This is a genomic window from Streptomyces sp. NPDC058246, from assembly GCF_042881985.1.
In the GTDB taxonomy this organism is placed as follows: Bacteria; Actinomycetota; Actinomycetes; order Streptomycetales; family Streptomycetaceae; genus Streptomyces.
In genome coordinates this window covers 1-23,693 of sequence record NZ_JBHVWZ010000026.1, presented here as the reverse complement: position 1 = coordinate 23,693, position 23,693 = coordinate 1, and the positions used below count along the sequence as shown (strand labels likewise).

Genomic DNA, 23,693 nt, shown 5'->3' with positions numbered 1-23,693 from the left:
GTAGCTTTTACTGTTTCGGCCGGATGACATCTGCCGGATGACATTTCCGGGCCCACCAGGTGAGGAAACGGCAATTTCTTGGTAAGTGTCCGTTATGACCCGTGACCAATCGCCGCCCAATCGCCTCTGAACCGACATGAGCCTCACCGGGACGCCGTTCCTCTTCACCGCGATCGCGCTGTTCGCCGTCGCCCTCGTCCTGCCCCTGGCCCTCTGGTCCCGGGTCCGCGGTCCCGCACCCATCCGCAGCGCCGCCCGGCTGCTGATGCTGCTGTTCGCCCAAGGAACCGCGGTCACCCTCGTCTTCGTGCTCGTCAACAACGCCAACAGCCTGTACGACAACTGGTCGGACCTGCTCGGCACCGGCAACCACGTGCAGCGGGCCGCCGATCTCGGCGCCGACGGCACCGGCGGCATCTCACTCAGACAGCTGCCCAAGGTCCGGCAGACGTTCACCCAGGCCGACGGCCCCGGGATGCACCAGGCGGGCGGGGTCCGCGTCACCCAGCTCAGGGGCCGGGTGTCGGGGGTGAACGCGGAGGTGTACGTCTGGCTGCCGCCGCAGTACGGCGAACCCGCCTACCGGAACAAGAAGTTCCCCGTCGTGGAGATGCTGTCGGGCTATCCGGGCTCGGCGAAGGCGTGGTTCGGTTCGCTCAAGGTGCACGAGCAGCTGCTGCCGCTGATGCGCAGTGGCCAGGTGGCGCCGTTCATCCTGGTGGCGCCGCGCACCAACCTGATCGCCAAGGTCGACACGGGATGCGCGAACATCCCGGGCACGGTGAACGCCGACAGCTGGCTCAGCGTCGACGTGCCGAAGATGGTCATGGACAACTTCCGCGCCGAGTCCGCGCCGGACGGCTGGGCAGCGGCGGGCTACTCCGCCGGGGCGCACTGCGCGGCGAAGCTCGCGGTCGCCCATCCCGACCGATACCGGGCCGCGATCAGCATGTCCGGCTACAACGACCCGATCGGTGAGCGCAAGTCGCTCGCCGCGCAGACGGTGGCGCTGCGCCGGCAGAACAACCCCTACGTCCTGCTGAAGGCCTACCGCACCCCGCCCCGCATCGCGCTCTACGTCTCCGGCGAGTCCGGCGACGGCTGGCAGGCGGGTGCCGCGCTCCAGGCGATCGCGAAACCGCCGACGGTCGTGGACGCGGTGCTCATCCCGCGCAGCGCCGGCGGACACAGCATGGCGCTGTGGCGGCCACAGGTGCCGGAGGTGTTCCGCTGGCTGACCGTGCAGATGGGGCAGGGCGCCGAGGGGACCCGGGGTTCTACTCCTCGGTCACCGTCGACCGGCGGTGCCACGCACGCGGCGCTCGCCAGTGGTACCGCATCGCGAGCAGCCTCAGGACGAAGGCCGTGACGACCGCGAGGCCGCTGGTGAAGGGGGTCAGCGCGTCATAGCGGATGCAGAGCACGACCATGATGGCGCCCACCATCGCGGGGACCGCGTACAGGTCGCGGTCCCAGCGCAGCAGCGAGGGCACCTCGTTGGCGAGTACGTCGCGCAGGACGCCGCCGCCGACCGCGGTGGCGAGCCCCAGGGCGGCCGACTGGGCCAGGCCGAGCCCGTACTCGTACGCCTTCGTGGTGCCCGCGACGCAGAACAGGCCGAGCCCCGCCGCGTCGAAGACGTTGACGCCGACCTGGATCCGCTCCACCTCCGGGTGGAGGAAGAAGACGAGCAGGGCGGCGAGCAGCGGTGTGCTGAAGTAGCCGAGGTCGGTGAAGGCGGCCGGGGGCACCGCGCCGATGATCAGGTCCCGGAACAGCCCTCCGCCCAGCGCCGTGACCTCGGCGAGTACGGCGATGCCGAAGACGTCGAAGTTCTTGCGGACGGCCAGCAGCGCGCCGGAGATCGCGAAGACGAAGATCCCGACGAGGTCGAGCACATGCTGGACGGAGGGGGTGAACAGTTCCTGGAGCACCCGAGCATTCTCACCCGCCGACGGGCGTGAACCTTACAAAGCAAGGGTCACGGCGGGCACGGGGGACTACACCACCGGCTTGCCCGTGGTGTAGATCCAGGTCTGGAAGAGGTCGTCGAGCTGCTGACCCGAGATCTTCTCGGCGAGCCGGATGAAGTCCGCGGTGTTCGCGTTGCCGTAGCGGTGCAGCTTCGTCCAGGCGGGCAGCAGCTTGAAGAAGGCGGTGTCTCCGATGCGTTCGCGCAGCATCTGGAGCGTCATCGCGCCGCGCTGGTAGACCGCCGAGGAGAACATCGTGTCGCGCTGCGGGTCGGCGACGGTGATCTGCCAGAAGGCGGAGTCGGCGGGCCGCGCGTCGTACCCGGCGACGAAGGAGTCGTGCGCCGAGCGGATGCCCTTGTGCTCCGACCACAGCCACTGGGCGTAGGTCGCGAAGCCCTCGTTCAGCCAGATGTCCTTCCAGTGCGCCACCGAGACGGAGTCGCCGAACCACTGGTGGGCCAGCTCGTGCACGATGGTCGACTCCGAGCGTACGGCGGAGTAGGCGGGCTTCGACTGGACCTCCAGCGAGAAGCCGGCCTCCGGCATGTCGTCGACGATCGCGCCGGTCTCCTCGAAGGGGTACGGGCCGAAGACCTGCGACCAGTAGTCGGTGGCCTCGGCCGTGACGCCGTACACGTCGACGCTGTTGCTGTTCGCGAGCACCGGGTCGATGGCGACGTAGATGGGCGTCCCGGCGGGCGTCCTCCCGGTCTTCACGTCGAACTTGCCGATCGTCGCGGTCGCGAGGTAGGTGGCCATGGGCCTGCTCTCGCGCCAGTGCGCGACGGTCTGGCCGCCCTTGTCGTACGTCGATATCAGACGGCCGTTGGAGACCCCGGTCAGGCCCTTCGGCGCCTTGATGCGGATGTCGTACGTGGCCTTGTCGGAGGGGTGGTCGCTGGACGGGAACCAGGTGGAGGCGGCGTTGGGTTCACAGGCGACGAAGACGCCGTCGGGGGTCTTCATCCATCCGTAGTCGGAGCCGAAGACGATGGGGCCGTTGAGAGGTTCGGGGACACCGCCGTAGGTGACGGTCACGGTGAACGTCCGGCCCTTCGCCAGCGTGCCGCGCGGGGTGACGTGGATCTCGTCGCCGTCCCGCGTGAAGTCGGCACGTCTTCCGTTCACTTCGACCTTCGTGACCTCCAGCTTCTGGAGGTCCAGGTCGAAGGCGGAGAGGTTCTGGGTGGCGCGGGCCGTGAGGGTCGTACGGCCGTCGAGGCGGTCGGTGTCCGGGTTGTACGCCACGTCGAGGTCGTAGTGGCGCGCGTCGAACCCGCCGTTGCCGAGCTGGGGGAAGTAGGGGTCGCCGATGCCGTCGGCGCCCGGGGTCGGGGCGGAGGAGGCGGCGATGAGGAGGAGGGAGGCCGCCGCGGTGGCGAGGGCCCCTAAGCGTGCCGAACGGGAGAGTGCCATCAGCGTCCCTTTCGTGCGTGTGCCGATCAGTTCCGATCAGACGGACACGCAGGACTCTGCACTCTCCCGTTCAGACATGTTCATGACTTTGCCAAGTCGTCATGGCCTACTCGACCGTTGACTCCTGACGAGCGGCTTCCAGGGGTGGCGCCCCCGCACGCCGTCCGCGTCCGCCGTCCGCCGTCCGCCGTCGGCAACGGCCGGGCGGCGGTGCCGCCCATCCCTTGGTTCCTGCTACTTCCCTTGGTTCCTGCTACTTCTTGCCTTCGTCCTCCGGAGCGGGCGCCGTCGCGACCGCCTCGTCGCCCGCCGGCTCATCGGTGGCGGGCGCCGCCGAAGCCTCGGCCTCAGCCTCGGCCGCGGGAGACTCCGCCTCAGCCGCAGGCGTCTCCACCTCGGCCGCGGGCGTCTCCACCTCGGCTGCGGGCGTCTCCGCCGACTGCTCCAGGACCGCGTCGCCCACCAGCTCGACAGCCTCCTTCGCGGCGGTCAGCAGGACGGTGTCCTGCGGGGCCTGGTCCGCGAAGTTCTCCGGGTGGTGGCAGGCGACCTGCTGACCGGGCTTCAGCTCGATCAGCGTCGGCTCGGTGGTCCGGCAGATCTCCGTCGCCTTCCAGCACCGGGTGTGGAACCGGCAGCCGCTGGGCGGGGAGATCGGCGAGGGCACGTCGCCCTTGAGCAGGATGCGCTCGCTCTTGGCGTTCTTGCGCCGCGGGTCCGGGATCGGCACCGCCGACATCAGGGCCTTGGTGTACGGGTGCATCGGCGCCCTGTACAGCGACTCGCGGTCGGCCAGCTCGACGATCTTGCCGAGATACATCACCGCGATCCGGTCCGAGACGTGCCGGACGACCGAGAGGTCGTGCGCGATGATCACGTAGGTCAGGCCGAGCTCCTGCTGGAGGTCGTCGAGCAGGTTGACGACCTGGGCCTGGATCGACACGTCCAGCGCGGAGACCGGCTCGTCCGCGACGACCAGCTTCGGGTTGAGCGCGAGCGCGCGGGCGATGCCGATGCGCTGGCGCTGACCGCCGGAGAACTCGTGCGGATAGCGGTTGTAGTGCTCGGGGTTGAGGCCGACCACCGACAGCAGCCGCTGCACCTCGTTCTTGATGCCGCCCTCGGGCTCCACACCCTGGAGCTTGAAGGGGGCGCCGACGATGGTGCCGATGGTGTGGCGCGGGTTCAGCGACGAGTACGGGTCCTGGAAGATCATCTGCACGTCACGGCGCAGCGGGCGCATGCCGCCCACACCGAGGTGCGTGATGTCCTTGCCCTCGAACTCGACCTTGCCGCCGGTCGGTTCGAGCAGCCGGGTGATCAGCCGGCCCATCGTCGACTTGCCGCAGCCCGACTCGCCCACGACGCCGAGCGTCTCGCCGGCCTTGACCTCGAAGTCGATGCCGTCGACCGCGTGCACGGCGCCGACCTGCCGCTGGAGCAGGCCCTTCTTGATCGGGAAGTGCTTCTGGAGCCCGGTCACCTTCAGCAGGGTCTCGCCGGGGGCGGCGTCCTTGGTGAGCCGAGTGCCTTCGCTCTGCGCAGGGATGCTCACTGCTTTTTCCTCGCTCACAGCTTCGGCGCAATCTCTTCGGTCCAGATACGCTCCCGCTGCTCCTGCGTCATGTGGCAGGCGGCCCAGTGCTCGCTGCCGACCTCCGTCAGCTCGGGGCGAACCGTGCGGGTGACGTTGTCCTTCGGGACGTCCGCGTACGGGCAACGCGGGTTGAAGGCGCAGCCGGACGGGATGTTGATGAGGGAGGGCGGGGAGCCCTTGACCGGGATGAGGCGTTCCTGCTGCTCGCGGTCGAGGCGCGGCATCGAACCGAGCAGGCCCCAGGTGTAGGGGTGGCGGGGCTCGTAGAACACCTTGTCGGCCGGTCCGCGCTCGACGCAGCGGCCGCCGTACATCACCAGGATGTCGTCGGCGAGCTCGGCGACGACGCCCAGGTCGTGGGTGATGATGATGACCGCGGAGCCGAACTCCGTCTGCAGATCGCGGATCAGGTCGAGGATCTGCGCCTGGACGGTCACGTCGAGGGCGGTCGTCGGCTCGTCCGCGATGAGCAGCTCGGGGTTGTTCACCAGCGACATCGCGATCATCGCGCGCTGGCGCATACCGCCGGAGAACTCGTGCGGGTAGTTGTCCACCCGCTTGTCCGGCTGCGGGATGCCCACCCGGTCGAGCATCTCCACCGCGCGGCGCTTGGCGGTCTTCTTGTCGACGTTGTGGTGGATCCGGTACGCCTCCACGATCTGCTGACCGATCGTGTAGTACGGGTGCAGGGCCGACAGCGGATCCTGGAAGATCATCGCCATGTCGCGGCCGCGCAGCTTGCGTACGTGGTCCGGGTCCGCCGACAGCAGCTCGGTGCCGTCCAGCCAGATCTCGCCGGAGATCTGCGCCTTGCGCTTGCCGTACTGCCCGGCGGTGTGCAGGCCCATGATGCCGAGCGAGGTCACCGACTTGCCGGAGCCCGACTCGCCCACGATGCCGAGGGTCTTGCCCTTCTCCAGCTTGAAGCTGAGCCCGTCGACGGACTTGACCAGGCCGTCGTCGGTCGGGAAGTGCACCTTCAGGTCGCGCACTTCCAGGAAGGCGGTCGGGGCGGCCGAGGTGCCGGTGGGCTCGCCCACGGCTGCTCCGCTCTTGCTGAGATCCGTCATGCGAGCCTCACTCGGGGGTCGATCACGGCGTACAGGACGTCGACCACGAGGTTGGCGATCAGCACCGCGAGAGAAGTGATCAGGGTGACGCCCAGGATGATGGGCAGGTCCTGGTTCTTGATGCCGTTGAGCACGGCCTGGCCGAGGCCCGGCAGGCTGAACGTCGTCTCGGTCAGGATCGCGCCGCCGATGAGGGCGCCGAGGTCCATGCCGAGCATGGTGAGGATGGGCGTCATCGTGGAGCGCATGGCGTGCTTGCCGATGACGACCGGTTCACGCAGGCCCTTCGCGCGGGCGGTACGGATGTAGTCCTCGCCGAGGATCTCCAGCATCGTGGCGCGGGTGATCCGGGCGTACATCGCCGCGTACAGGAACGCGAGGGTGATCCAGGGCAGGATCATGCCGCCGAGCCAGCCGGTGAAGCTCTGACTCAGGGGCACGTACTGCGCGTCGATCCATTTCAGCCCGAAGGCGAAGATCGCCAGGCTGAGCAGACCGGTGAAGTAGATGGGAAGGGAGACACCCGCCAGGGCGACGACCATGGCACCGCGGTCCCACAGGCTGCCCCGCTTGAGCGCGGAGAGCACACCCGCGGCGACACCGATGACCAGCCACAGCACGGCGGCGCCGAGCGCGAGTCCCAGGGTCACCGGGAAGCGGTCGGTCAGCACCGGCCAGACGGCCTGCTCACTGCGGAAGGAGTAGCCGAAGCACGGCGCGGCACAGTGGGTGACGTCACCGCCGGCCGCGTAGGTGCGGCCCGCGAAGATGCCCTTGAAGAACTCCCAGACCTGCTGGTAGATCGGGTCGCTCAGGCCCAGCTTCTCCCGTACGGCCTCGACGGCCGCGGGGTCGGCCTGCTTGCCCACGAAGCTTGTGGCGACGTCGACGCCCGCCCACTTCGGGACCAGGAAGAAGATGCCGAAGACCACCATGATGATGACCACGAGCATCACTACGGCGGCGAACAGCCGCCTGATGAGGTAAGCGAGCACAGCTTACGGCCCGCCGCGGGGCCGCGGGCCATCGGAGGTCGTCCGATGGCCCGCGACCACGCCGCGCCGGCCTTCACCTGCCTTTCGTGCCGTACGGCGGGTGTGCCGGGTTTACTTCGCGGACTTCAGGCCGAGGTTGACGAAGTCGTACGTACCGCTGTAGCCGTCGGTCGTGTACACGTTCGCCAGGTTGTCCCCGCGCCAGTTGATGAACTTCTCGAAGACGAAGGGCAGGTAGTAGCCGCCCTCCATGACCTTGTGGTTGATCTCCGTGGCGACCTTGGTCTTGCCCGCGTCGTCCAGCGTGTTGACGTACTGGTCGAACAGGCCGTCGATCGTCTTGTCCTTGATGAGCGCGTAGTTCGAGTTACCGCTCTGCAGGATGTACTTGCTGTCCCACAGCGGCAGACCGAAGCCCTGGACGGACGGGAAGTCCGGACCCCAGCCCATGATGATGATGCCGTAGCCCTTCTTCTTCACGTTCGAGGGGCTGCCGATGATGCCGGTGGTCTGCGAACCGTCGTACTGGTCGATCTGCGCGGTGATGCCGATCTTCTTCAGCGACGCCTGCAGGGACTGGGCCGTGGCCACCTCGACCGGCTTGTTGTTACGGACGGCGATGGTGGTCGAGAAGCCGTTCGGCTTGCCACAGGCCTTCAGGGCTTCCTTGGCCTTGGTGACGTTGCCGTTCTTGTTCTCGCCGGCGAGACCGTACGGGTCGTACTTCTGGCCCTCGGCACCCGCGACGGACGGCGGCAGCATGTTGGTGCCGATGTCGCCACCGGCGACCGGGCCACCACGGGCGGTCTGCAGCGACACGTGGTCGGCGCCGTAGATCACGGCCTTGCGGCACTCGGCGTTGTCGAACGGCTTCACGCTCTGCGGGAAGACCGCGTAACGGATGTAGCCGGAGACCGGGTTGTCCAGGTTGGCCTTGTGCTGCTTCAGGGCGGTGGTGCGGCCCTGCGGCGACATGCCGGTCTGGTTGATGTCCAGGTCCAGGTCACCGTTGATCAGGCGCTGGTCCAGGTCGTTGGCGTTCGAGAAGAACTTGACCGTGATCTTGTCCGGGTACGCCTTGCGGACCGGGTCCGAGGACGCCTTCCACGAGGTGTTGCGGACGAGGGTCAGGTCCTTGCCCGGGTTGTACGACTCGAACTTGTACGGGCCGGAGGAGAACGGGTGCAGACCGTACTTGGACTTGGTGTCCTTGTCCTGGCGGACCGGCGAGGCCGAGACCAGGGCCAGCATCTCCTCGAAGTCCGAGTTGGCCTTCGGGAGGTGGAAGACGATGGTCTTGTCGTCGGGCGTGTCGATCGCCTTCAGACCCAGCTTGTCCTTGGAGGTGTCCTTGTACGGGCCCTTGTAAGCACCCTTGGGGTCGAGGACGTCCTTCAGGTACACGGGGCCGCCGGACAGCACGTCCTGCGCCCAGACGCGCTCGATGCCGTACTTGACGTCCTTGGACGTGATCGCCTTGCCGTCCTCCCACGTGACGCCGTCACGCAGGGTGTACGTGTAGGTCTTGCCGCCGTCGGAGACCTTGGCGAGACCGCTGGCGAGGTCCGGGGTCAGCTCGGCACCGGCCTTGCCCGGCTCGGTCTTGTTCGTGACGAGCTGGCGGCTGTAGTAGCGGGAGAAGTTCCACATGAAGCCGTAGTAGCCGCGCGTGGTGTCCCACGAGTCGGCGTCCTGGGCGCCACCGAACCTCAGCGTCCCGCCCTTCTTGGCCAGGGAGGCCTGGGCGACCTTGTTGTTGGCGGCGTCGAAGCCGGCCGCGCCATTCTTGGAGCCACCGCCGTTGCCGTCGTTGCCGCCGCCGCACGCCGCCGTGGTCAGCAGCGCGGCGACCGCGGCAGCAGCGGCCAGCGCCTGCTTACGCCGCCCTGAGGTGCGTTGGGTAGTCACGATCTCGGATCCTCCGGATTTGATGAGAGACCCCGTGCAGGTTCCACGGGACGCTTGGGGTACGGCAGTTCAGCGGGAGCCCTTCGGGTCCAGCGCGTCCCGCACGCCGTCGCCGAAGAGGTTGAAGGCAAGAACGGTGATGAAGATCGCCACACCCGGGACCACCATGTACATGGGGTCCGAGTCGTAGTAGTCGATCGCGTTCGAGAGCATCTGCCCCCAAGAGGCCGTGGGCGGCTTGACGCCCACGCCCAGGAAGCTGAGCGCCGCCTCGGTGAGGATGTTGGTGGGGATCATCATCGTCGTGTAGACGATGATCGGCGCGACCAGGTTGGGCAGCAGTTCCTTGAAGAGGATGTAGAACCGCCCGGCGCCCAGCGAGCGGGCCGCCTCGACGTACTCGCGCTCTCGCAGCGAGAGCGTCTGGCCGCGTACCACGCGTCCGATGTAGGGCCAGCCGAAGAAGCCGATGACCAGGATCATCACGAACACGCGCACGCTGGAGCCGGTCAGGCCCAGCATCTGGTTCGGCATGACGGAGACCAGCGCGATGATGAACAGCAGCTGCGGGAAGGCCAGGAGGCCGTCCATGACGCGGCTGATGAGCGAGTCGACCCAGCCTCCGAAGAAGCCGGCCAGGATGCCCAGGATGGTGCCGAGAATGACGGCGACCACCGCGGACAGGAAGCCGACGAGGAGGGAGATCTGGGCACCGTAGAGGATGCGGGCGAAGATGTCACGGCCGTTGACCGGCTCGACGCCCAGCAGGTGGTCGCCGCTGATGCCGCCCAGCGACCCCTTGGGGGTGCCGAAGAGCGGATCGATCAGGCTCTCGTGGTAGGCGTCCGGGTCCTGCCCGACCAGGCTGGTGATCACCGGCGCGAGCAGGGCGATCACGATGAGGACGAGTACGACTACGCCACCCGTCAGGGCGAGCTTGTCCCGCTTGAGGCGTTCCCAGGCGATCCGGCCCAGGGAACGCCCCTGTACGGCCTTTTCGCCGGCGGTGGCAACCGCCGCTTCTTCGGCCGCGCTCGGGGCCGCTTCCGCGGTCGGCTCGTGCAATGGTGCCGTCATCTGGCAGGGACCCCTCTCAACCGGCGGTAGCCGGCCCGCACTTGCCGCTGTAGCGGCGTGATCAGTCCGTCGTACACAGGGGCGAAACCCCCTGGAGCGGGAGTCTTCAACGCTTTGGCGATCTGTTGCCAGACTTGACGGTGAATGGATGCCTAAACGTGATGCGGGCTGGGGGGTTCCGTTATCCGGACAGTGGGTAACGAGGGTCGGACGTGGACCAGTTGGCACAGATGGGACAGAGTGGGCGTTTCTACCCTGCTCTACGCGCGAAGACGCGCTTTCGAGTATCGCTCCCGGCCTCCGACCGGTATGACCCTTCGGACCCAGCAGCCCGTCGCTGGGTCAGTATGTGCCACGCGCCGGCGGATACCCATACCCGCCGCCCGCCATCGGAGCCTGTGCGGGAGCCGCGTGCGCCTCGCGGTCGTAGAACGGCCGGGCGTTGGCCCGCAGCCACAGCGCCACCGGGTCGTACTCGTCGGACATCGCGACGGTCGAGACGGGCAGCCCGTCGGGGACCGCCCCGATGGACTGCTGCATCATCGCGCGCACCGAGTCGACGGCGGGCGGCGAAGTGTCGTACACATCAAGGCCGATGGCCAGATAGGGCGCCCCGAGCGCGGGCTGCACCCAGGCGCGGCGCAGTGAGCGCACGGCCGGGGTACGGTGCGCGTTCTGCGTGAGCAGGGCGTAGAACTGCGGAATCTCGATGCCCGGCTCGGAGAGCCGCAGCGGGCCCGCGGGCTGGCGCTCCAGGCCCGTGGCGAGGCGGCGCAGATCCAGCCACGGGATGCCGAGGCCACCGCCCGGGGCGTGCGGATTGAGCCAGAGGCCGAAGTGGTCGGGGTACAGGGTGCGGGCTACGTCGAGGCCGTCGACGACCTCGTACGAACGGTTCCAGCCGCTGGCCGAGAGCTCCTGGGCGGAGGTGACACAGGGCGCGTATCCGAAGCCGTCCACCTCCATGTTCCCGTACTGCGCGTCCGGGGAGCCGGCCTGGCCGTGCCAGAGCAGCATCCAGACCTGGCCGGACGACGGGGTCGCGAGCGCGCGAAGGAGCGCCTCGTAGGCGTCGTAACGCCCGGGCGTCACCTGGCGCAGCATGTGCTCGACCTGCCCGGCAGCGGTGCCGCTGGCGCTCACCTGTACCGCCCCTTCGTGAAGTTGCCCCGGATATGAAACCAGCTTAAGTGGAGCCGCCGACAGCAACCGCGCAAGAGCCCGGGACTTGCCGTCGTCTCGTGGCCGCGGGCCGGCCCGGTTTCTCGCGCCCACGCGCGGAGCCGGACACGGCACAGCCCCGCGTCCCTGACGGGGCGCTCCTAGTGGCCCTGCTGGAAGAAGGGCCGCACCTGGGCGCGCATCCACTCGCCCACCGGGTCCTGGGCCACGTCGAGCAGGATCAGGTTCACCGGCCACTTCACCGGGAGCCGGCCCAGGGCGCGGCCCAGCGCCTCCATGGGGAGCACGCGCAGGTCGCCTTCCCACTGGGAGAGTTCGACGCCGATGAACATGACGGGGTCGGCGGTCTCGATGGTGGCGAGGCAACGGCGGGCGGACAGGACGACGCCGATGGCGGCGAACTCGGCGGAGGCCGCGGAGAGGAAGTCCACCGGGTCCTCCTGCCAGTCGGGCTCGAACAGCCGCACCCGGCCGCCGCTCGCGGGCCCGTCCAGCGGGGTCCGCCCGGCCCGGCACAACTCGGCGACGGCGAGCGGCGGCAGCGGTACGCCGACCACGCCGTCCGGGTTGACCGCGATGCCGACCTGCGGGGGCAGCCCGCGGGCGAACTCGACGGCGGGCGCGATGGTGTACGACATGTGGCCGCCGGTGACCTGACGGAACTGCTCCTCGGAGCTGAAGACGGGGACGTACGCCTGGCCGTCGATCTCCAGCGTGGGCAGGTCGAGCGGGCCGCTGTGCGGACCGCCGCCGTTCGGCAGCGGCACCCAGACGAAGCTGCGGCCGAGGACCTCGACGAGTCGGGCACCGGCCGAGGGCACGCCGAGCGACGCCGACAGCACCTCCTCCAGTTCGTTGCCGGGCCATCCGCCGTGCGGGTGCGGATGCGGGTGCGCCGACGCCGGGATGTCGGGGAATTCGGGGAAGTCCATCTGTCTACCGCCTGCTGTGAACCGCTGTTCGGGTGCTCCGGTGTTCCGGCTGGCAAGGTTAGTGGGCTCGTACGACCGTCTCGTACGGCTGTTTCGTACGACCTTTCGGTCGTCGGCTCGTACGGACCTTCAGCCGAAGTCGATCCGGCGCAGCACGTCCGCCGCCTCCCGGTCGATGAGGACCGCCGAGCCGCAGCCCTCCGGGAGGTCGCCCTTCTCGACGGAGCGCAGCAGGCGCGTGACCGCGCCGCGGTGGCGCGCGAACGCGTATCGCGAGACGCCCCGGCCGCGCTCGCGCTGACCCTCCAGCGCCGTGCCCGGCGTGACGTCGAGGAGCAGCAAGTGCAGCGCGCCGCCCCGGCGCCGGGCCTCGCGGGCGAGCCAGCGGCGCACCCAGGCCTGCGTACCGCAGTCGTGCACGACGACTCCGGTGCCGGCGCGCAGCGCGCGGCGCAGGCCCGCGTAGTGCGCGAGGCGGACGAGAGGGCGGTAGACCGCGTAGGGCAGCCGGCGGCCCAGCCGGCCGTCCCAGCGGTCGCGGGTGTCCTGGGAGTCGACGCGGACGCCCGTGGCGGCGCGGCGCATCAGGGTCGACTTGCCGCTGCCGGGCAGTCCGGTGACCACGACGAGGTCCAGGGCCCCGAAGTGCAGCCCGTGCGGGCTGTGTCCCGCGCGCTCCCTGAGGTCGCGGACGACGGCCGTCGGAAGGGGGCCGCACGCCTCCCGGGCCCGGGCGCCGGGCTGCTTGGGCAGCGCGATGCCCGAGATCGTGGCGTACGACGTGGTCCTGTTCACCGTGATCGTCCTCCCCTTGGGTCCGGAGCCCCATCCCCGTCGAGTGTAAAGAGAAGGTAATGCGCGGTGCTTCCTGTTTCCGTACTCGGACTGCCACAGGCCGGTTACAGATCCGGACTGCCGTGATCGGACAGCGCGTGCAATGATGAGCCCGCCAACTGCATACCGGCCGCTTGAATCCGCGCGGGAGAGTTCCCGGAGTCCTTGTGACCTCCGGGGCGCCGAAGGAGCAAGTCCCTCCCTTGAATCTCTCAGGCCCCGTTACCGCGCGGGCGAGGCACATCTGAAAAGCGGGCCGCTGACCAGTGGCTCCACCCAAGGTGCAAGTCAGGACCACCGTTTCGCGGGGTCGTGATGAACCTCTCAGGTTCCGATGACAGATGGGGAGGAACGACCTCGCCGTCATGCCTTGGGAGCCCCACCGATGAGCAGCAACGCACCCCGTCACACCGCGCTCGATGCCCTGCATCGTTCGCTCGGCGCGACGATGACCGACTTCGCAGGCTGGGACATGCCCCTGCGCTACGGCTCCGAGCGCGACGAGCACCTCGCCGTCCGTACGAAGGCCGGTCTCTTCGACCTCTCGCACATGGGCGAGATCACGGTCACCGGCCCGCAGGCGGCCGCGCTCCTGAACCACGCGCTGGTCGGCAACATCGCCTCCGTCGGTGTGGGCCGCGCCCGCTACACGATGATCTGCCAGGCGGACGGCGGCATCCTCGACGACCTGATCGTGTACCGGCTGGCCGACACCGAGTACATGGTCGTCGCCAACGCCTCCAACGCCCAGGTGGTCCTCGACGCGCTGACCGAGCGGGCCGAGGGCTTCGACGCGTCCGTGCGCGACGACCGTGACGCGTACGCGCTGATCGCCGTCCAGGGGCCCGAGTCCCCCGGCATCCTCAAGTCGCTCACCGACGCCGACCTGGACGGCCTCAAGTACTACGCGGGTCTGCCCGGCACGGTCGCCGGCGTGCCGGCGCTGATCGCGCGCACCGGTTACACCGGCGAGGACGGCTTCGAGCTGTTCGTCGCCCCGGGTGACGCCGAGAAGCTGTGGCAGGCGCTGACCGACGCGGGCGCCCCGGTCGGGCTCGTCCCCTGCGGTCTGTCCTGCCGCGACACGCTGCGCCTGGAGGCGGGCATGCCGCTGTACGGGCATGAGCTGACCACCTCGCTCACCCCCTTCGACGCGGGGCTCGGGCGGGTCGTGAAGTTCGAGAAGGAGGGCGACTTCGTGGGGCGTACCGCCCTGGAGGCCGCCGCCGAGCGCGCCGCCGAGAACCCGCCGCGGGTGCTCGTCGGGCTGATCGCCGAGGGGCGTCGGGTCCCGCGCGCCGGGTACCCGGTGGTCGCCGACGGCAAGGTGATCGGCGAGATCACCTCGGGCGCGCCCTCCCCGACGCTGGGCAAGCCGATCGCGATGGCGTACGTCGACGCCGCGCACGCCGCACCGGGCACGGCCGGGGTCGGTGTGGACATCCGGGGCAGCCACGAGCTGTACGAGGTCGTGGCGCTGCCGTTCTACAAGCGCCGGAAGTAGGTCCTTGGCGGCGTCGGAGGCAGCGCCTTCCACCAGCGTCCTCGGTAGAGACTGAGCGCGGTGCGGAAGCAGCCACAAGCGACACCGCGCGCGTCTTCCCTGCTCACCAGCAGGCTCAGCAGTCCCCCATTCATCAGCACTCCCCCGCGTACAGGAGAATTCAGGCCATGAGCAACCCCCAGCAGCTGCGCTACAGCAAGGAGCACGAGTGGCTGTCGGTCGCCGAGGACGGCGTCTCGACGGTCGGCATCACCGAGTTCGCGGCCAACGCGCTCGGCGATGTCGTCTACGCCCAGCTCCCTGAGGTCGGTTCCACGGTGACCGCGGGCGAGTCCTGCGGCGAGCTGGAGTCGACGAAGTCGGTCAGCGACCTGTACGCCCCCGTCGACGGCGAGATCGTGGAGATCAACCAGGACGTCGTGGACGACCCGGCCCTGGTCAACTCCGCGCCCTTCGAGGGCGGCTGGCTGTTCAAGGTGCGCGTCACGGAGGAGCCGGCCGACCTGCTCTCCGCCGACGAGTACGTCGCTTTCACCGCCGGCTGAGGAGTCACCGCATGTCGCTTCTGAACACGCCCCTTCATGAACTGGACCCGGACGTCGCCGCCGCCGTCGACGCCGAGCTGCACCGCCAGCAGTCCACCCTGGAGATGATCGCCTCGGAGAACTTCGCTCCGGTCGCGGTCATGGAGGCCCAGGGCTCGGTCCTGACCAACAAGTACGCCGAGGGCTACCCGGGCCGCCGCTACTACGGCGGCTGCGAGCACGTCGACGTGGTCGAGCAGATCGCCATCGACCGCGTCAAGGCGCTCTTCGGCGCCGAGCACGCGAACGTGCAGCCGCACTCGGGCGCCCAGGCCAACGCTGCCGCGATGTTCGCGCTGCTCAAGCCGGGCGACACGATCATGGGTCTGAACCTCGCGCACGGCGGGCACCTGACCCACGGTATGAAGATCAACTTCTCCGGCAAGCTCTACAACGTGGTCGCGTACCACGTGGACGACGAGACCGGTCAGGTCGACATGGCCGAGGTCGAGCGTCTCGCCAAGGAGTCCAGGCCGAAGCTGATCGTGGCGGGCTGGTCCGCCTACCCGCGGCAGCTGGACTTCGCCGAGTTCCGCCGCATCGCGGACGAGGTCGGCGCGTACCTCATGGTCGACATGGCGCACTTCGCCGGTCTGGTGGCGGCGGGCCTGCACCCCAACCCGGTGCCGCACGCCCACGTCGTCACGACCACCACCCACAAGACGCTGGGCGGCCCGCGCGGTGGCGTGATCCTCTCCGTCCAGGACCTCGCCAAGAAGATCAACTCCGCGGTCTTCCCCGGCCAGCAGGGCGGTCCGCTGGAGCACGTGATCGCCGCCAAGGCCGTGTCCTTCAAGGTCGCCGCCTCGGACGAGTTCAAGGAGCGCCAGCAGCGCACCCTGGACGGCGCGCGGATCCTGGCCGAGCGCCTGGTCCAAGACGATGTGAAGGCCGTGGGCGTGGACGTACTGTCCGGCGGCACGGACGTGCACCTGGTCCTGGTCGACCTGCGCAACTCCGAGCTGGACGGGCAGCAGGCCGAGGACCGCCTCCACGAGGTCGGCATCACGGTCAACCGCAACGCCATCCCGAACGACCCGCGCCCGCCGATGGTCACCTCGGGTCTGCGCATCGGCACGCCGGCCCTCGCCACCCGCGGCTTCCAGGCCGAGGACTTCCGTGAGGTCGCGGACATCATCGCCGAGACGCTGAAGCCGTCGTACGCGGCGGAGTCCCTGAAGGCCCGGGTGTCCGCTCTCGCGGACAAGCACCCGCTGTACCCGGGCCTGAAGTAGTTCCGTACGTTTTTTGCCGTACAACCCTTTCGTGCGAGCATCTTCTCTCGTACGAATGTCCGGGGCGCCGCGCACACTGGGAGGTGAGCGCGGTGCCCCGCCCCACGCGACCACCGTCACCCACCACCGCCCCGTTCGAAGCGCTTCGCGCCCTTGGATTCATCCGTCGGACAACGGCGTCCGGCGAAACCCAGCTAGGAGTTCCCGTGGCCATCTCGGTCTTCGACCTGTTCTCGATCGGTATAGGCCCGTCCAGCTCCCACACGGTGGGCCCGATGCGCGCGGCACGCATGTTCGCCCGCCGCCTGCGCAACGAGGACCTGCTGCCCGCGGTGGCCTCCGTCCGGGCCGAGCTGTACGGCTCGCTGGGCGCGACCGGGCACGGGCACGGCACCCCGAAGGCGGTGCTGCTCGGCCTGGAGGGCGCCTCACCGCGGACGGTGGACGTCGAGGGCGCGGACGACCGCGTCGAGCAGATCAAGTCCTCGGGCCGCATCAGCCTGCTCGGCGACCACGAGATCGACTTCGCCTTCGACGACGACCTGATCCTGCACCGTCGCAAGGCACTGCCGTACCACGCGAACGGCATGACCCTGTGGGCGCACGACGCCGAGGGCACCGAACTGCTCTCGAAGACGTACTACTCCGTCGGCGGCGGCTTCGTGGTCGACGAGGACGCGGTGGGCGAGGACCGGATCAAGCTGGACGACACGGTCCTGAAGTACCCCTTCCGCACGGGCGACGAACTGCTCCGCCTGACCAAGGAGACCGGCCTGTCGATCTCCGCGCTGATGCTGGAGAACGAGCGGGCCTGGCGCACGGAGGAGGAGATCCGCGAGGGCCTCCTCGCGATCTGGCGCGTCATGCAGGCGTGTGTGTCGCGCGGCATGTCCCGCGAGGGCATCCTGCCGGGCGGCCTCAAGGTCCGCCGCCGCGCCGCCGTCTCGGCCCGCCAGCTGCGCGCCGAGGGCGACCCGCTGGCCCACGCGATGGAGTGGATCACGCTCTACGCGATGGCGGTGAACGAGGAGAACGCGGCGGGCGGCCGTGTGGTCACGGCCCCCACGAACGGCGCGGCCGGAATCATTCCCGCGGTCCTGCACTACTACATCAACTTCGTGCCGGGCGCGGACGAGGACGGCGTCGTACGCTTCCTGCTCGCGGCCGGAGCCATCGGCATGCTCTTCAAGGAGAACGCCTCCATCTCCGGCGCGGAGGTCGGCTGTCAGGGCGAGGTCGGCTCGGCCTGCTCGATGGCGGCGGGAGCGCTGGCCGAAGTCCTCGGCGGCAGCCCCGAACAGGTCGAGAACGCCGCCGAGATCGGCATGGAACACAACCTCGGCCTGACCTGCGACCCGGTCGGCGGCCTCGTCCAGATCCCCTGCATCGAGCGCAACGGCATGGCGGCCGTGAAGGCCGTGACCGCCGCCAGGATGGCCATGCGCGGCGACGGCTCCCACAAGGTCTCCCTCGACAAGGTCATCAAGACCATGAAGGAGACGGGCGCCGACATGAGCGTCAAGTACAAGGAGACGGCGCGCGGCGGCCTCGCGGTGAACATCATCGAGTGCTAGGGAAGCAGGCCCTGAACAGCTCGTTCGTCTCTCTCGGCGCGCATGCGGTCAGGGCCTTCCCTGCTCACGCAGCGGAAGGCCCCGGAAGGTCGGATGCCGCGGTCGAGGACGGCCGGATCAGTTGAGCTTCAGCGTCGGGTTCCTCAGATCGAGCCACGTCGCCAGGTCGAGCGAGCGTTCCAGTACCGTCCGCTGCTGGAAGCTGATGGTGTCCTTGTCCGCCTTCATCGCCTCGCTCAGGCGGTCCCGGCTGCACAGGGCCAGCGCCGGGTGGTCGCCATTGAGCAGGTCGGAGACCTGGGACTGGATCGCCGCGAGGTACTGCGGGTCGAAGGTGCTGGGGTAGCCGCTCTTCTTGCGGTCGGCCACGGACGGCGGCAGCACATCGCGCGTCGCGGCGCGCAGCAGGCTCTTCTCCCTGCCGTCGAACGCCTTCAGCGACCACGGGGTGTTGAACACGTACTGCACGAGACGGTGGTCGCAGAACGGGACACGCACCTCGAGCCCGGCCGCCATGCTCATCCGGTCCTTGCGGTCGAGCAGGGGCTGCATCTTCCGCGTCACGTTCAGATAGCAGACCTGGCGCATCCGCTTCTCCAGGCCGGTCTCGCTCTCCTTCAGCGGGACCTCCTTCAGGGCGCTGACATAGTGGTCCTGGACGTAGGTTCCCAGGTCGAGCCGGCGTGACAGGTCGTCGTCCAGGAGGCCGCCCGCCTCGAAGAGGGAGCCCTTGCCCGCGAGCCAGGGGAAGGTGTCCGCGTAGCGGAACCTGTCCTCGTGGAACCACGGGTAGCCCCCGAACAACTCGTCCGCCGACTCCCCGGAGAGCGCCACCGTCGAGTGCTCACGGACGGCCTTGAAGAGGAGGTGGAGCGAGTTGTCGCGGTCGCCGATCCCGTTGGGGAAGTCCCGGGCGCCGACGGCCGCTCGCCGTACCTCCGGGTCGGCCAGCGCGCTGCCGTGGAGCACGACGTCCCGGTGGTCGCTCCGCACGTGCTCGGCCACCGCGTGCGCGTACGGGGTGTCCCGGGTGGGGGCGAGGTCGATCGCCTTGAAGTTCTCCTCCTGGTTCGGGAAGTCCACGTTGAAGCTGCGGACCGTCTCCCCCTGCTCCCTGAGCTGCTGGGCCGCGAGGGCGGTGATGACGGAGGAGTCGAGACCGCCGGAGAGCAGCGTGCAGCGGGGTACGTCCGCGACGAGCTGCCGGGAGATGATGTCGTCCAGCAGCTCCCTGACGTGCGCGACGGTGGTCTGCCGGTCGTCCGTATGGTCGCCGGCCTCAAGGCGCCAATAGGGGTGCTCCCGCGTCCCGTTGGTGTCGGTCACTGCCACGTGACCGGGGCGCAGCTCGCGCATCCCCTCCCAGATCGCATGCCCCGGGGTCTTGGCGAAGGAGAACATCTCCCGCAGCCCGTCCAGGCCGACGACGGCGGAACAGAGCGGGTTCGCCAGGATGACCTTGGGCTCGGAGCCGAAGAGGATGCCGTCCTCGGTCTCGTAGTAGTAGAAGGGCTTGACGCCCAGCCGGTCCCTGACCATGACGAGCTTCTCGGTGCGCGAGTCCCAGACGGCGAAGGCGAACATGCCGTTCAGGTGCTCACCGATCGCCTCACCCCACTCCACATAGCCGCGGAGCACGACCTCGGTGTCCGAGCCGGTGGTGAAACGGTGCCCGCGGCGCCGGAGTTCGTCGCGCAGTTCGGTGTAGTTGTAGGTCTCTCCTGAGTAGACCATCACCACTTCGCCGTCTCCGGTGTCCACCCTCATCGGCTGCGCGCCGCCGGGCAGGTCGATGACGGCGAGCCGCCGATGGCCGAGGGCGGCGTGCCGGTCCGCCCATGTGCCTCGTGCGTCGGGACCGCGGCAGGCCATGGTCTCGGTCATGGCGTCGAGGACCTGCGAGTGCCGCGTCAGATCCCGACGGTACGAAACCCAGCCGGCAATACCGCACATGGGATCAACCCTTCCCTCGAAGATAGTTGCATCAAGTTCAATCTCAGTGACCGGTCCGCCGCTTCGGTGTCATTCCACGTGGATCACATCCGCTGGGCAGATGGCAATGGCGTCCTCGACCGCCTCACGCAATTCGTCGGAGGGCGCGGGGTCCAGAAGGATCACGATCCCGTCGTCGTCCTGGTCGAAAGTCTCCGGCGCGACCAATACGCACTGTCCTGCGCCGCAGCATTTGTCCGCGTCGATGGATATTTTCATGGTTCTCCTCTTCAGGTGCCGGGGCGGTGGTTGCTGATCAGTCACCAGGTGACCGGAAGTGCATGGCAGCCGTAGACCAACATGTCGCTACGGAACGGAACTTCCTCGAAGTCCACTGCCAGACGCAGTTCTGGAAAGCGGGCCAGCAGTGTGTTCAGAGAAATCTCCAGCTCAGCACGTGCCAAGGATTGACCGAGGCACTGATGCACGCCGTACCCGAAGGCGATGTGGTGCTGGGCGTTCCGACGCCCGATATCGAACGTGTCGGCGTCAGGGAATTGCTCGGGGTCTCGATTGGCGGAGGCGACGGCACACACGATTCCCTCGCCGGCCTTGATGAGTTGGCCGCCCACTTCGACATCCGCGATCGCGGCCCGCCGCGGCCCGCTCCGCGTGATGCTGTGGAAACGCAGCAGTTCCTCGACGGCTCCCGGCATCAAGGAAGGGTCCGCGCGCAGCTCGTCGGCTGCCCGCGGATTGCGGAGCAGCGTCAGCGCGCCGAGCCCGATCATGTTCGCGGTGGTCTCGTGCCCGGCGATCAACAGCAGCGTGGCCGTCCCCGTCACCTCTTCCCGGGTCAACTGGCCTTCGCCCATCCGCTCGTGGACCAGCTCACTGAGGATGTCGTCGCCCGGATCCCCCTCCTTGCCGGCGACAAGGTGGCCCAGGTAGGCGCGCAGTTCCTTACGGGCCGTGGTGCGCTCGTCTTCCGTGTTCACCCGGGAGAGCACGGTGGCGGTGATCGACTGGAAGAGGTCCCGGTCGTCATACGGCACACCGAGCAGCAGGCTGATGACAAGTGACGGAAGCGGGAGTGCCAGGGACCTCACCAGGTCCACGGAACCGTCGGGTCCGTCCTTGCGTTTCTGCTCCTCCATCTCATCGCACAGTTGGTCGGTGATCTGCTGGATGCGAGGGCGCAGCGCGGACACGCTCTTCACGGTGAAGGGGCGCGTCAGCATTCTGCGGCGGCGACCGTGCTCAGGAGGGTCGGTGCGGATGAGACTGCTGCCTTCGCCCGCGGTCACCATTCCGCTTCGGGGAAATCCCGGCGCGTTTACGTCGGAACTGAACCGGGGATCCGAAAGGGCGCTGCGAATATCCGCATAGCGCGTCAGCAGCCAAGCCAAGCTCCCGTCGGGCATGGAGACACGGCTGACCGGCTGTTCAATACGTAGGTGCGTGTACTCCTGCGGCGGGGAAAAGGGACAGCCCGGCGGAGGCTCGGCGGGCAAGGGGGCGGGTGTCTTCAACGTATCCACGTCGGTCCTTACGTCGTTGTCGTCCTGGCGCGAACTAGCGATCGCCCCAGGAAATCAAGGAAGTTCCCATGGTCATTCCGCCACCGAACCCTGCGAGCATGACCAGCTCTCCGGCCTCCAGCCGGCCCGAGCGGTGCGCGTGGTCCAGAGCGAGGGGAATGGAAGCCGCCCCGGTGTTGCCGTGTCGGGCGACCGGCATGTGCAGGTGCGCATTGGGCAGACCCAAGTGGCCCCAGAGGTCCGTAAGCATCGCTCCATTGGCCTGATGCGGGATGAAGTGGCGGATCTCTTCCGGTGGGACGGACAGGTCCGTCAGCAAGTCGTGGACGGCACGCGGGAGTTCCCGTGTCACGTAGTCACGGACCTCACGCCCACGCATGCGGAAATAGTGGCCGCCGCGGGCGAGGGTGTCGGAGGAGGACGGTTGCCGGCTCCCGCCCGCCTCGATGCCGATGAGGTCGAGCAGTCGGCTGTCCGTCGCCACGCTTCCACCGAGGAATCCGCCCGCCTCGGCGACCGGCCCGAGTACCACCGCTCCTGCTCCGTCGCCGAAGAGCGGAGCGGTTCGGCGATCCGACGGGTCGACGACGCGCGAATACACGTCGCTGCCGATCACCAGCGTGCGGCCACCGGGCCGCCCGTCCTCCAGTGCCATGCAGACCCCCGCCCGCAGTGCGACGACGAATCCCGCGCACACGGCGTTCACGTCGAAGGCGGCGGCACGGTCGGCGCCGAGCAGACGCTGAACGACAGCGGCAGTAGGGGGTTGGGGCTGGTCGGGTGTGGAAGTGGCGACAATGATCCAGGTCAGTTCGGCGGGACGGACCCCCGCGTTCTCCAGGGCTCGGCGGCCGGCTTCCGCGGCCAGATCCGACGCCGCCTGCTCACTCTCCGCGTAGCGGCGCTCAAGAATGCCCGTCTTACGTTCGATCCACTCCGGGGTGACACCGGTCGCGGCCGCCAATTCCTGGTTCCCGACCGTACGCTTCGGCAGGAACGAACCCGTGCCCAATATCCCGACACGCACTGCGGTTGCCCTGTCCGTACACAATCCCACATTTCCTTACCGGTGTCCGGCACCACACAGGGTGCGCTCGATTTCACTGGCGATGTCTTCCTGGCCGTCAACGAGATAGAAGTGACCTCCCGAGAAGACATCCAGCCTGAAGGATCCCTCCGTATGATCGCCCCAATGGTGCAGTTCACTGACTTCCACCCGTGGATCCGAGAATCCCGTGAAGCCGCGGATGGGGCATTTCAGAACGGGGCCGGGTGCGTATTCATACGTCTCCGCAGCGTGATAATCGCTGCGAATCGCGGGGAGGAACATCTTGAGTACGTCCGCGTCGCCGAACATCTCCGAGCCGGTGCCGTCGAGCGCGCGGATGTCATCCGCTATCTCCTCGTCCGAGAGCCGGTGCAGTCCCTTGTCGACGTTACGGTGGGGGGCAGGTCGCCCCGAGACGAAGAGGGCTTCGGGATGTTTTCCGCTCGACTGCAACCTCAGCGCGACCTCGTAAGCGAGCGTTGCGCCCATGCTGTGCCCGAACAGGGCGTAGCGCCCGCCGAGTCGCGGGCCCACCGCCTCGACAACGCGGTCGGCCAGCTCATGAATGTGCGGAATATTGGCTTCGGACCTGCGGTCCTGGCGCCCTGGGTACTGCATCGACCACACGTCGATTTCAGGGGCCAGTCTCTGCGAGAACGGAAAGAAGAAGCTGGCGGATCCGCCCGAATGCGGGAAACAGAGCAGCTGGTATCGCGCCTCAGGTGAAGGGTGAAACCTGCGCACCCAAGCGGTTTCTTTAACGGGGTTACCCACCACGCCGCCTACTCCAAATCGTTCTTCACAATGAAACGGGCGAAGCCCCGCGTTTGCACATGATGCCCGGACGGCGCGACAGCAGCAATCCCCTACTTTCGCCGAGCGGGCCGGTAGGGGGGAGGTGAACCGGTCGTCGGCGGTAGGGGATTTCCGTGAGAAAGGAGCCCGCCTAATCTCTGGCGAGAAGGGCGTGCACTGCCCCACCTCGCACTCGCCCCCCCGGAGGAAACCACGTGAAGGAAATAGTCGATGCCATCGTCTCCACCGAGGCGACGTCCGACGACTACGCGACGCTGCCACTCCCGGACAGCTATCGAGGCATCGCCGTCCGCAAGGCCGACATCGGAATGTTCGACGGACTGGACTCGGGGGTGAAGGACCCACGCAAGTCCCTTCACCTCATGGAAGTCCCGGTCCCCGAGCTCGGCCCGGGCGAGGCGCTGGTGGCCGTCATGGCCTCCTCCGTGAACTACAACTCGGTGTGGACCTCGATCTTCGAGCCGCTCTCCAC

General features: G+C 68.3%; 20 protein-coding genes, 1 pseudogene and 1 riboswitch. Of the genes and pseudogenes, 6 read left to right on the top strand and 15 right to left on the bottom strand.

Annotated elements, in window-relative coordinates:
• Window positions 1-136: 136 nt before the first annotated feature.
• Window positions 137-1,369 carry an alpha/beta hydrolase-fold protein gene (locus ACFVXA_RS30055; RefSeq protein ID WP_362026408.1) on the top strand — a complete coding sequence of 411 codons (1,233 nt, stop codon included), beginning with the start codon at window positions 137-139 and terminating at the stop codon, window positions 1,367-1,369.
• Here ACFVXA_RS30055 and ACFVXA_RS30050 read toward each other — a convergent pair.
• The 10 genes from ACFVXA_RS30050 to ACFVXA_RS30005 all read right to left on the bottom strand — a co-directional run bounded on the left by ACFVXA_RS30050 (window position 1,278) and on the right by ACFVXA_RS30005 (window position 12,954).
• Window positions 1,278-1,934, bottom strand: a complete 657-nt coding sequence (locus ACFVXA_RS30050; RefSeq protein WP_362026405.1) for a trimeric intracellular cation channel family protein — start codon at window positions 1,932-1,934, stop codon at window positions 1,278-1,280. The two genes, ACFVXA_RS30055 and ACFVXA_RS30050, sit on opposite strands and share 92 nt — an antisense overlap.
• A gap of 66 nt (window positions 1,935-2,000) precedes the next feature.
• On the bottom strand, window positions 2,001-3,392 hold the full coding sequence (locus tag ACFVXA_RS30045) for a M1 family metallopeptidase (protein ID WP_362026401.1): 1,392 nt from the start codon (window positions 3,390-3,392) through the stop codon (window positions 2,001-2,003).
• Window positions 3,393-3,645: 253 nt separating this feature from the next.
• Window positions 3,646-4,947: an ABC transporter ATP-binding protein gene (locus ACFVXA_RS30040; protein ID WP_383907474.1), complete on the bottom strand. Its 1,302-nt coding sequence runs from the start codon at window positions 4,945-4,947 to the stop codon at window positions 3,646-3,648.
• 14 nt (window positions 4,948-4,961) lie between these two features.
• Window positions 4,962-6,059, bottom strand: coding sequence for an ABC transporter ATP-binding protein (locus ACFVXA_RS30035; protein ID WP_362026395.1), 1,098 nt, complete (start codon window positions 6,057-6,059; stop codon window positions 4,962-4,964).
• Window positions 6,056-7,054, bottom strand: a complete 999-nt coding sequence (locus tag ACFVXA_RS30030) for an ABC transporter permease (RefSeq protein WP_362026393.1) — start codon at window positions 7,052-7,054, stop codon at window positions 6,056-6,058. Before ACFVXA_RS30030 ends, ACFVXA_RS30035 begins: the two co-directional genes overlap by 4 nt.
• A 111-nt stretch (window positions 7,055-7,165) precedes the next feature.
• Window positions 7,166-8,962 (bottom strand): ABC transporter substrate-binding protein, encoded by a 1,797-nt coding sequence (locus ACFVXA_RS30025; protein WP_383742969.1) that lies wholly within the window; start codon window positions 8,960-8,962, stop codon window positions 7,166-7,168.
• A 69-nt stretch (window positions 8,963-9,031) separates the two neighbouring features.
• Entirely contained in the window at window positions 9,032-10,039 is a 1,008-nt protein-coding gene (locus tag ACFVXA_RS30020) for an ABC transporter permease (RefSeq protein ID WP_390027694.1), read from the bottom strand.
• Window positions 10,040-10,381: 342 nt separating this feature from the next.
• Window positions 10,382-11,182, bottom strand: a complete 801-nt coding sequence (locus tag ACFVXA_RS30015; protein ID WP_362026384.1) for an enhanced serine sensitivity protein SseB C-terminal domain-containing protein — start codon at window positions 11,180-11,182, stop codon at window positions 10,382-10,384.
• 179 nt (window positions 11,183-11,361) lie between these two features.
• The gene (locus ACFVXA_RS30010; protein WP_362026381.1) at window positions 11,362-12,153 is read right to left on the bottom strand and encodes an enhanced serine sensitivity protein SseB; all 792 of its coding nucleotides are present in this window, start codon (window positions 12,151-12,153) and stop codon (window positions 11,362-11,364) included.
• Between the two features lie 129 nt (window positions 12,154-12,282).
• The gene (locus tag ACFVXA_RS30005; RefSeq protein ID WP_383742997.1) at window positions 12,283-12,954 is read right to left on the bottom strand and encodes an AAA family ATPase; all 672 of its coding nucleotides are present in this window, start codon (window positions 12,952-12,954) and stop codon (window positions 12,283-12,285) included.
• A gap of 168 nt (window positions 12,955-13,122) precedes the next feature.
• A riboswitch (glycine riboswitch) is annotated at window positions 13,123-13,225 on the top strand.
• A 147-nt stretch (window positions 13,226-13,372) separates the two neighbouring features.
• Here ACFVXA_RS30005 and gcvT point away from each other — a divergent pair.
• From gcvT to ACFVXA_RS29985, 4 genes are all read left to right on the top strand, one after another.
• Window positions 13,373-14,491: a glycine cleavage system aminomethyltransferase GcvT gene (gcvT, locus tag ACFVXA_RS30000; RefSeq protein WP_390027692.1), complete on the top strand. Its 1,119-nt coding sequence runs from the start codon at window positions 13,373-13,375 to the stop codon at window positions 14,489-14,491.
• A 167-nt stretch (window positions 14,492-14,658) separates the two neighbouring features.
• A complete protein-coding gene (gene gcvH, locus ACFVXA_RS29995) occupies window positions 14,659-15,036 on the top strand; it encodes a glycine cleavage system protein GcvH (RefSeq protein WP_362026375.1) in 378 nt (125 codons plus the stop codon).
• An 11-nt stretch (window positions 15,037-15,047) separates the two neighbouring features.
• Window positions 15,048-16,310, top strand: a complete 1,263-nt coding sequence (glyA, locus tag ACFVXA_RS29990; RefSeq protein ID WP_390027690.1) for a serine hydroxymethyltransferase — start codon at window positions 15,048-15,050, stop codon at window positions 16,308-16,310.
• A 206-nt stretch (window positions 16,311-16,516) separates the two neighbouring features.
• The gene (locus ACFVXA_RS29985; protein ID WP_362026369.1) at window positions 16,517-17,884 is read left to right on the top strand and encodes an L-serine ammonia-lyase; all 1,368 of its coding nucleotides are present in this window, start codon (window positions 16,517-16,519) and stop codon (window positions 17,882-17,884) included.
• A gap of 117 nt (window positions 17,885-18,001) precedes the next feature.
• On the opposite strand, the gene asnB is transcribed toward ACFVXA_RS29985, so the two are convergent.
• The 5 genes from asnB to ACFVXA_RS29960 form a co-directional block, all read right to left on the bottom strand.
• Window positions 18,002-19,837 carry an asparagine synthase (glutamine-hydrolyzing) gene (asnB, locus tag ACFVXA_RS29980; RefSeq protein WP_389468663.1) on the bottom strand — a complete coding sequence of 612 codons (1,836 nt, stop codon included), beginning with the start codon at window positions 19,835-19,837 and terminating at the stop codon, window positions 18,002-18,004.
• 69 nt (window positions 19,838-19,906) lie between these two features.
• Window positions 19,907-20,095 (bottom strand): ferredoxin, encoded by a 189-nt coding sequence (locus ACFVXA_RS29975; protein WP_383742983.1) that lies wholly within the window; start codon window positions 20,093-20,095, stop codon window positions 19,907-19,909.
• A 41-nt stretch (window positions 20,096-20,136) separates the two neighbouring features.
• Entirely contained in the window at window positions 20,137-21,357 is a 1,221-nt protein-coding gene (locus ACFVXA_RS29970) for a cytochrome P450 (RefSeq protein ID WP_362026360.1), read from the bottom strand.
• Window positions 21,358-21,391: 34 nt separating this feature from the next.
• Window positions 21,392-22,384: a ketoacyl-ACP synthase III gene (locus ACFVXA_RS29965; RefSeq protein WP_362026357.1), complete on the bottom strand. Its 993-nt coding sequence runs from the start codon at window positions 22,382-22,384 to the stop codon at window positions 21,392-21,394.
• A gap of 36 nt (window positions 22,385-22,420) precedes the next feature.
• Entirely contained in the window at window positions 22,421-23,182 is a 762-nt protein-coding gene (locus tag ACFVXA_RS29960; protein ID WP_362026355.1) for an alpha/beta fold hydrolase, read from the bottom strand.
• A 233-nt stretch (window positions 23,183-23,415) separates the two neighbouring features.
• On the opposite strand from ACFVXA_RS29960, the pseudogene ACFVXA_RS29955 reads away from it, so the two are divergent.
• Window positions 23,416-23,693 (top strand): annotated as a pseudogene (locus ACFVXA_RS29955) (crotonyl-CoA carboxylase/reductase); the annotation flags it as partial.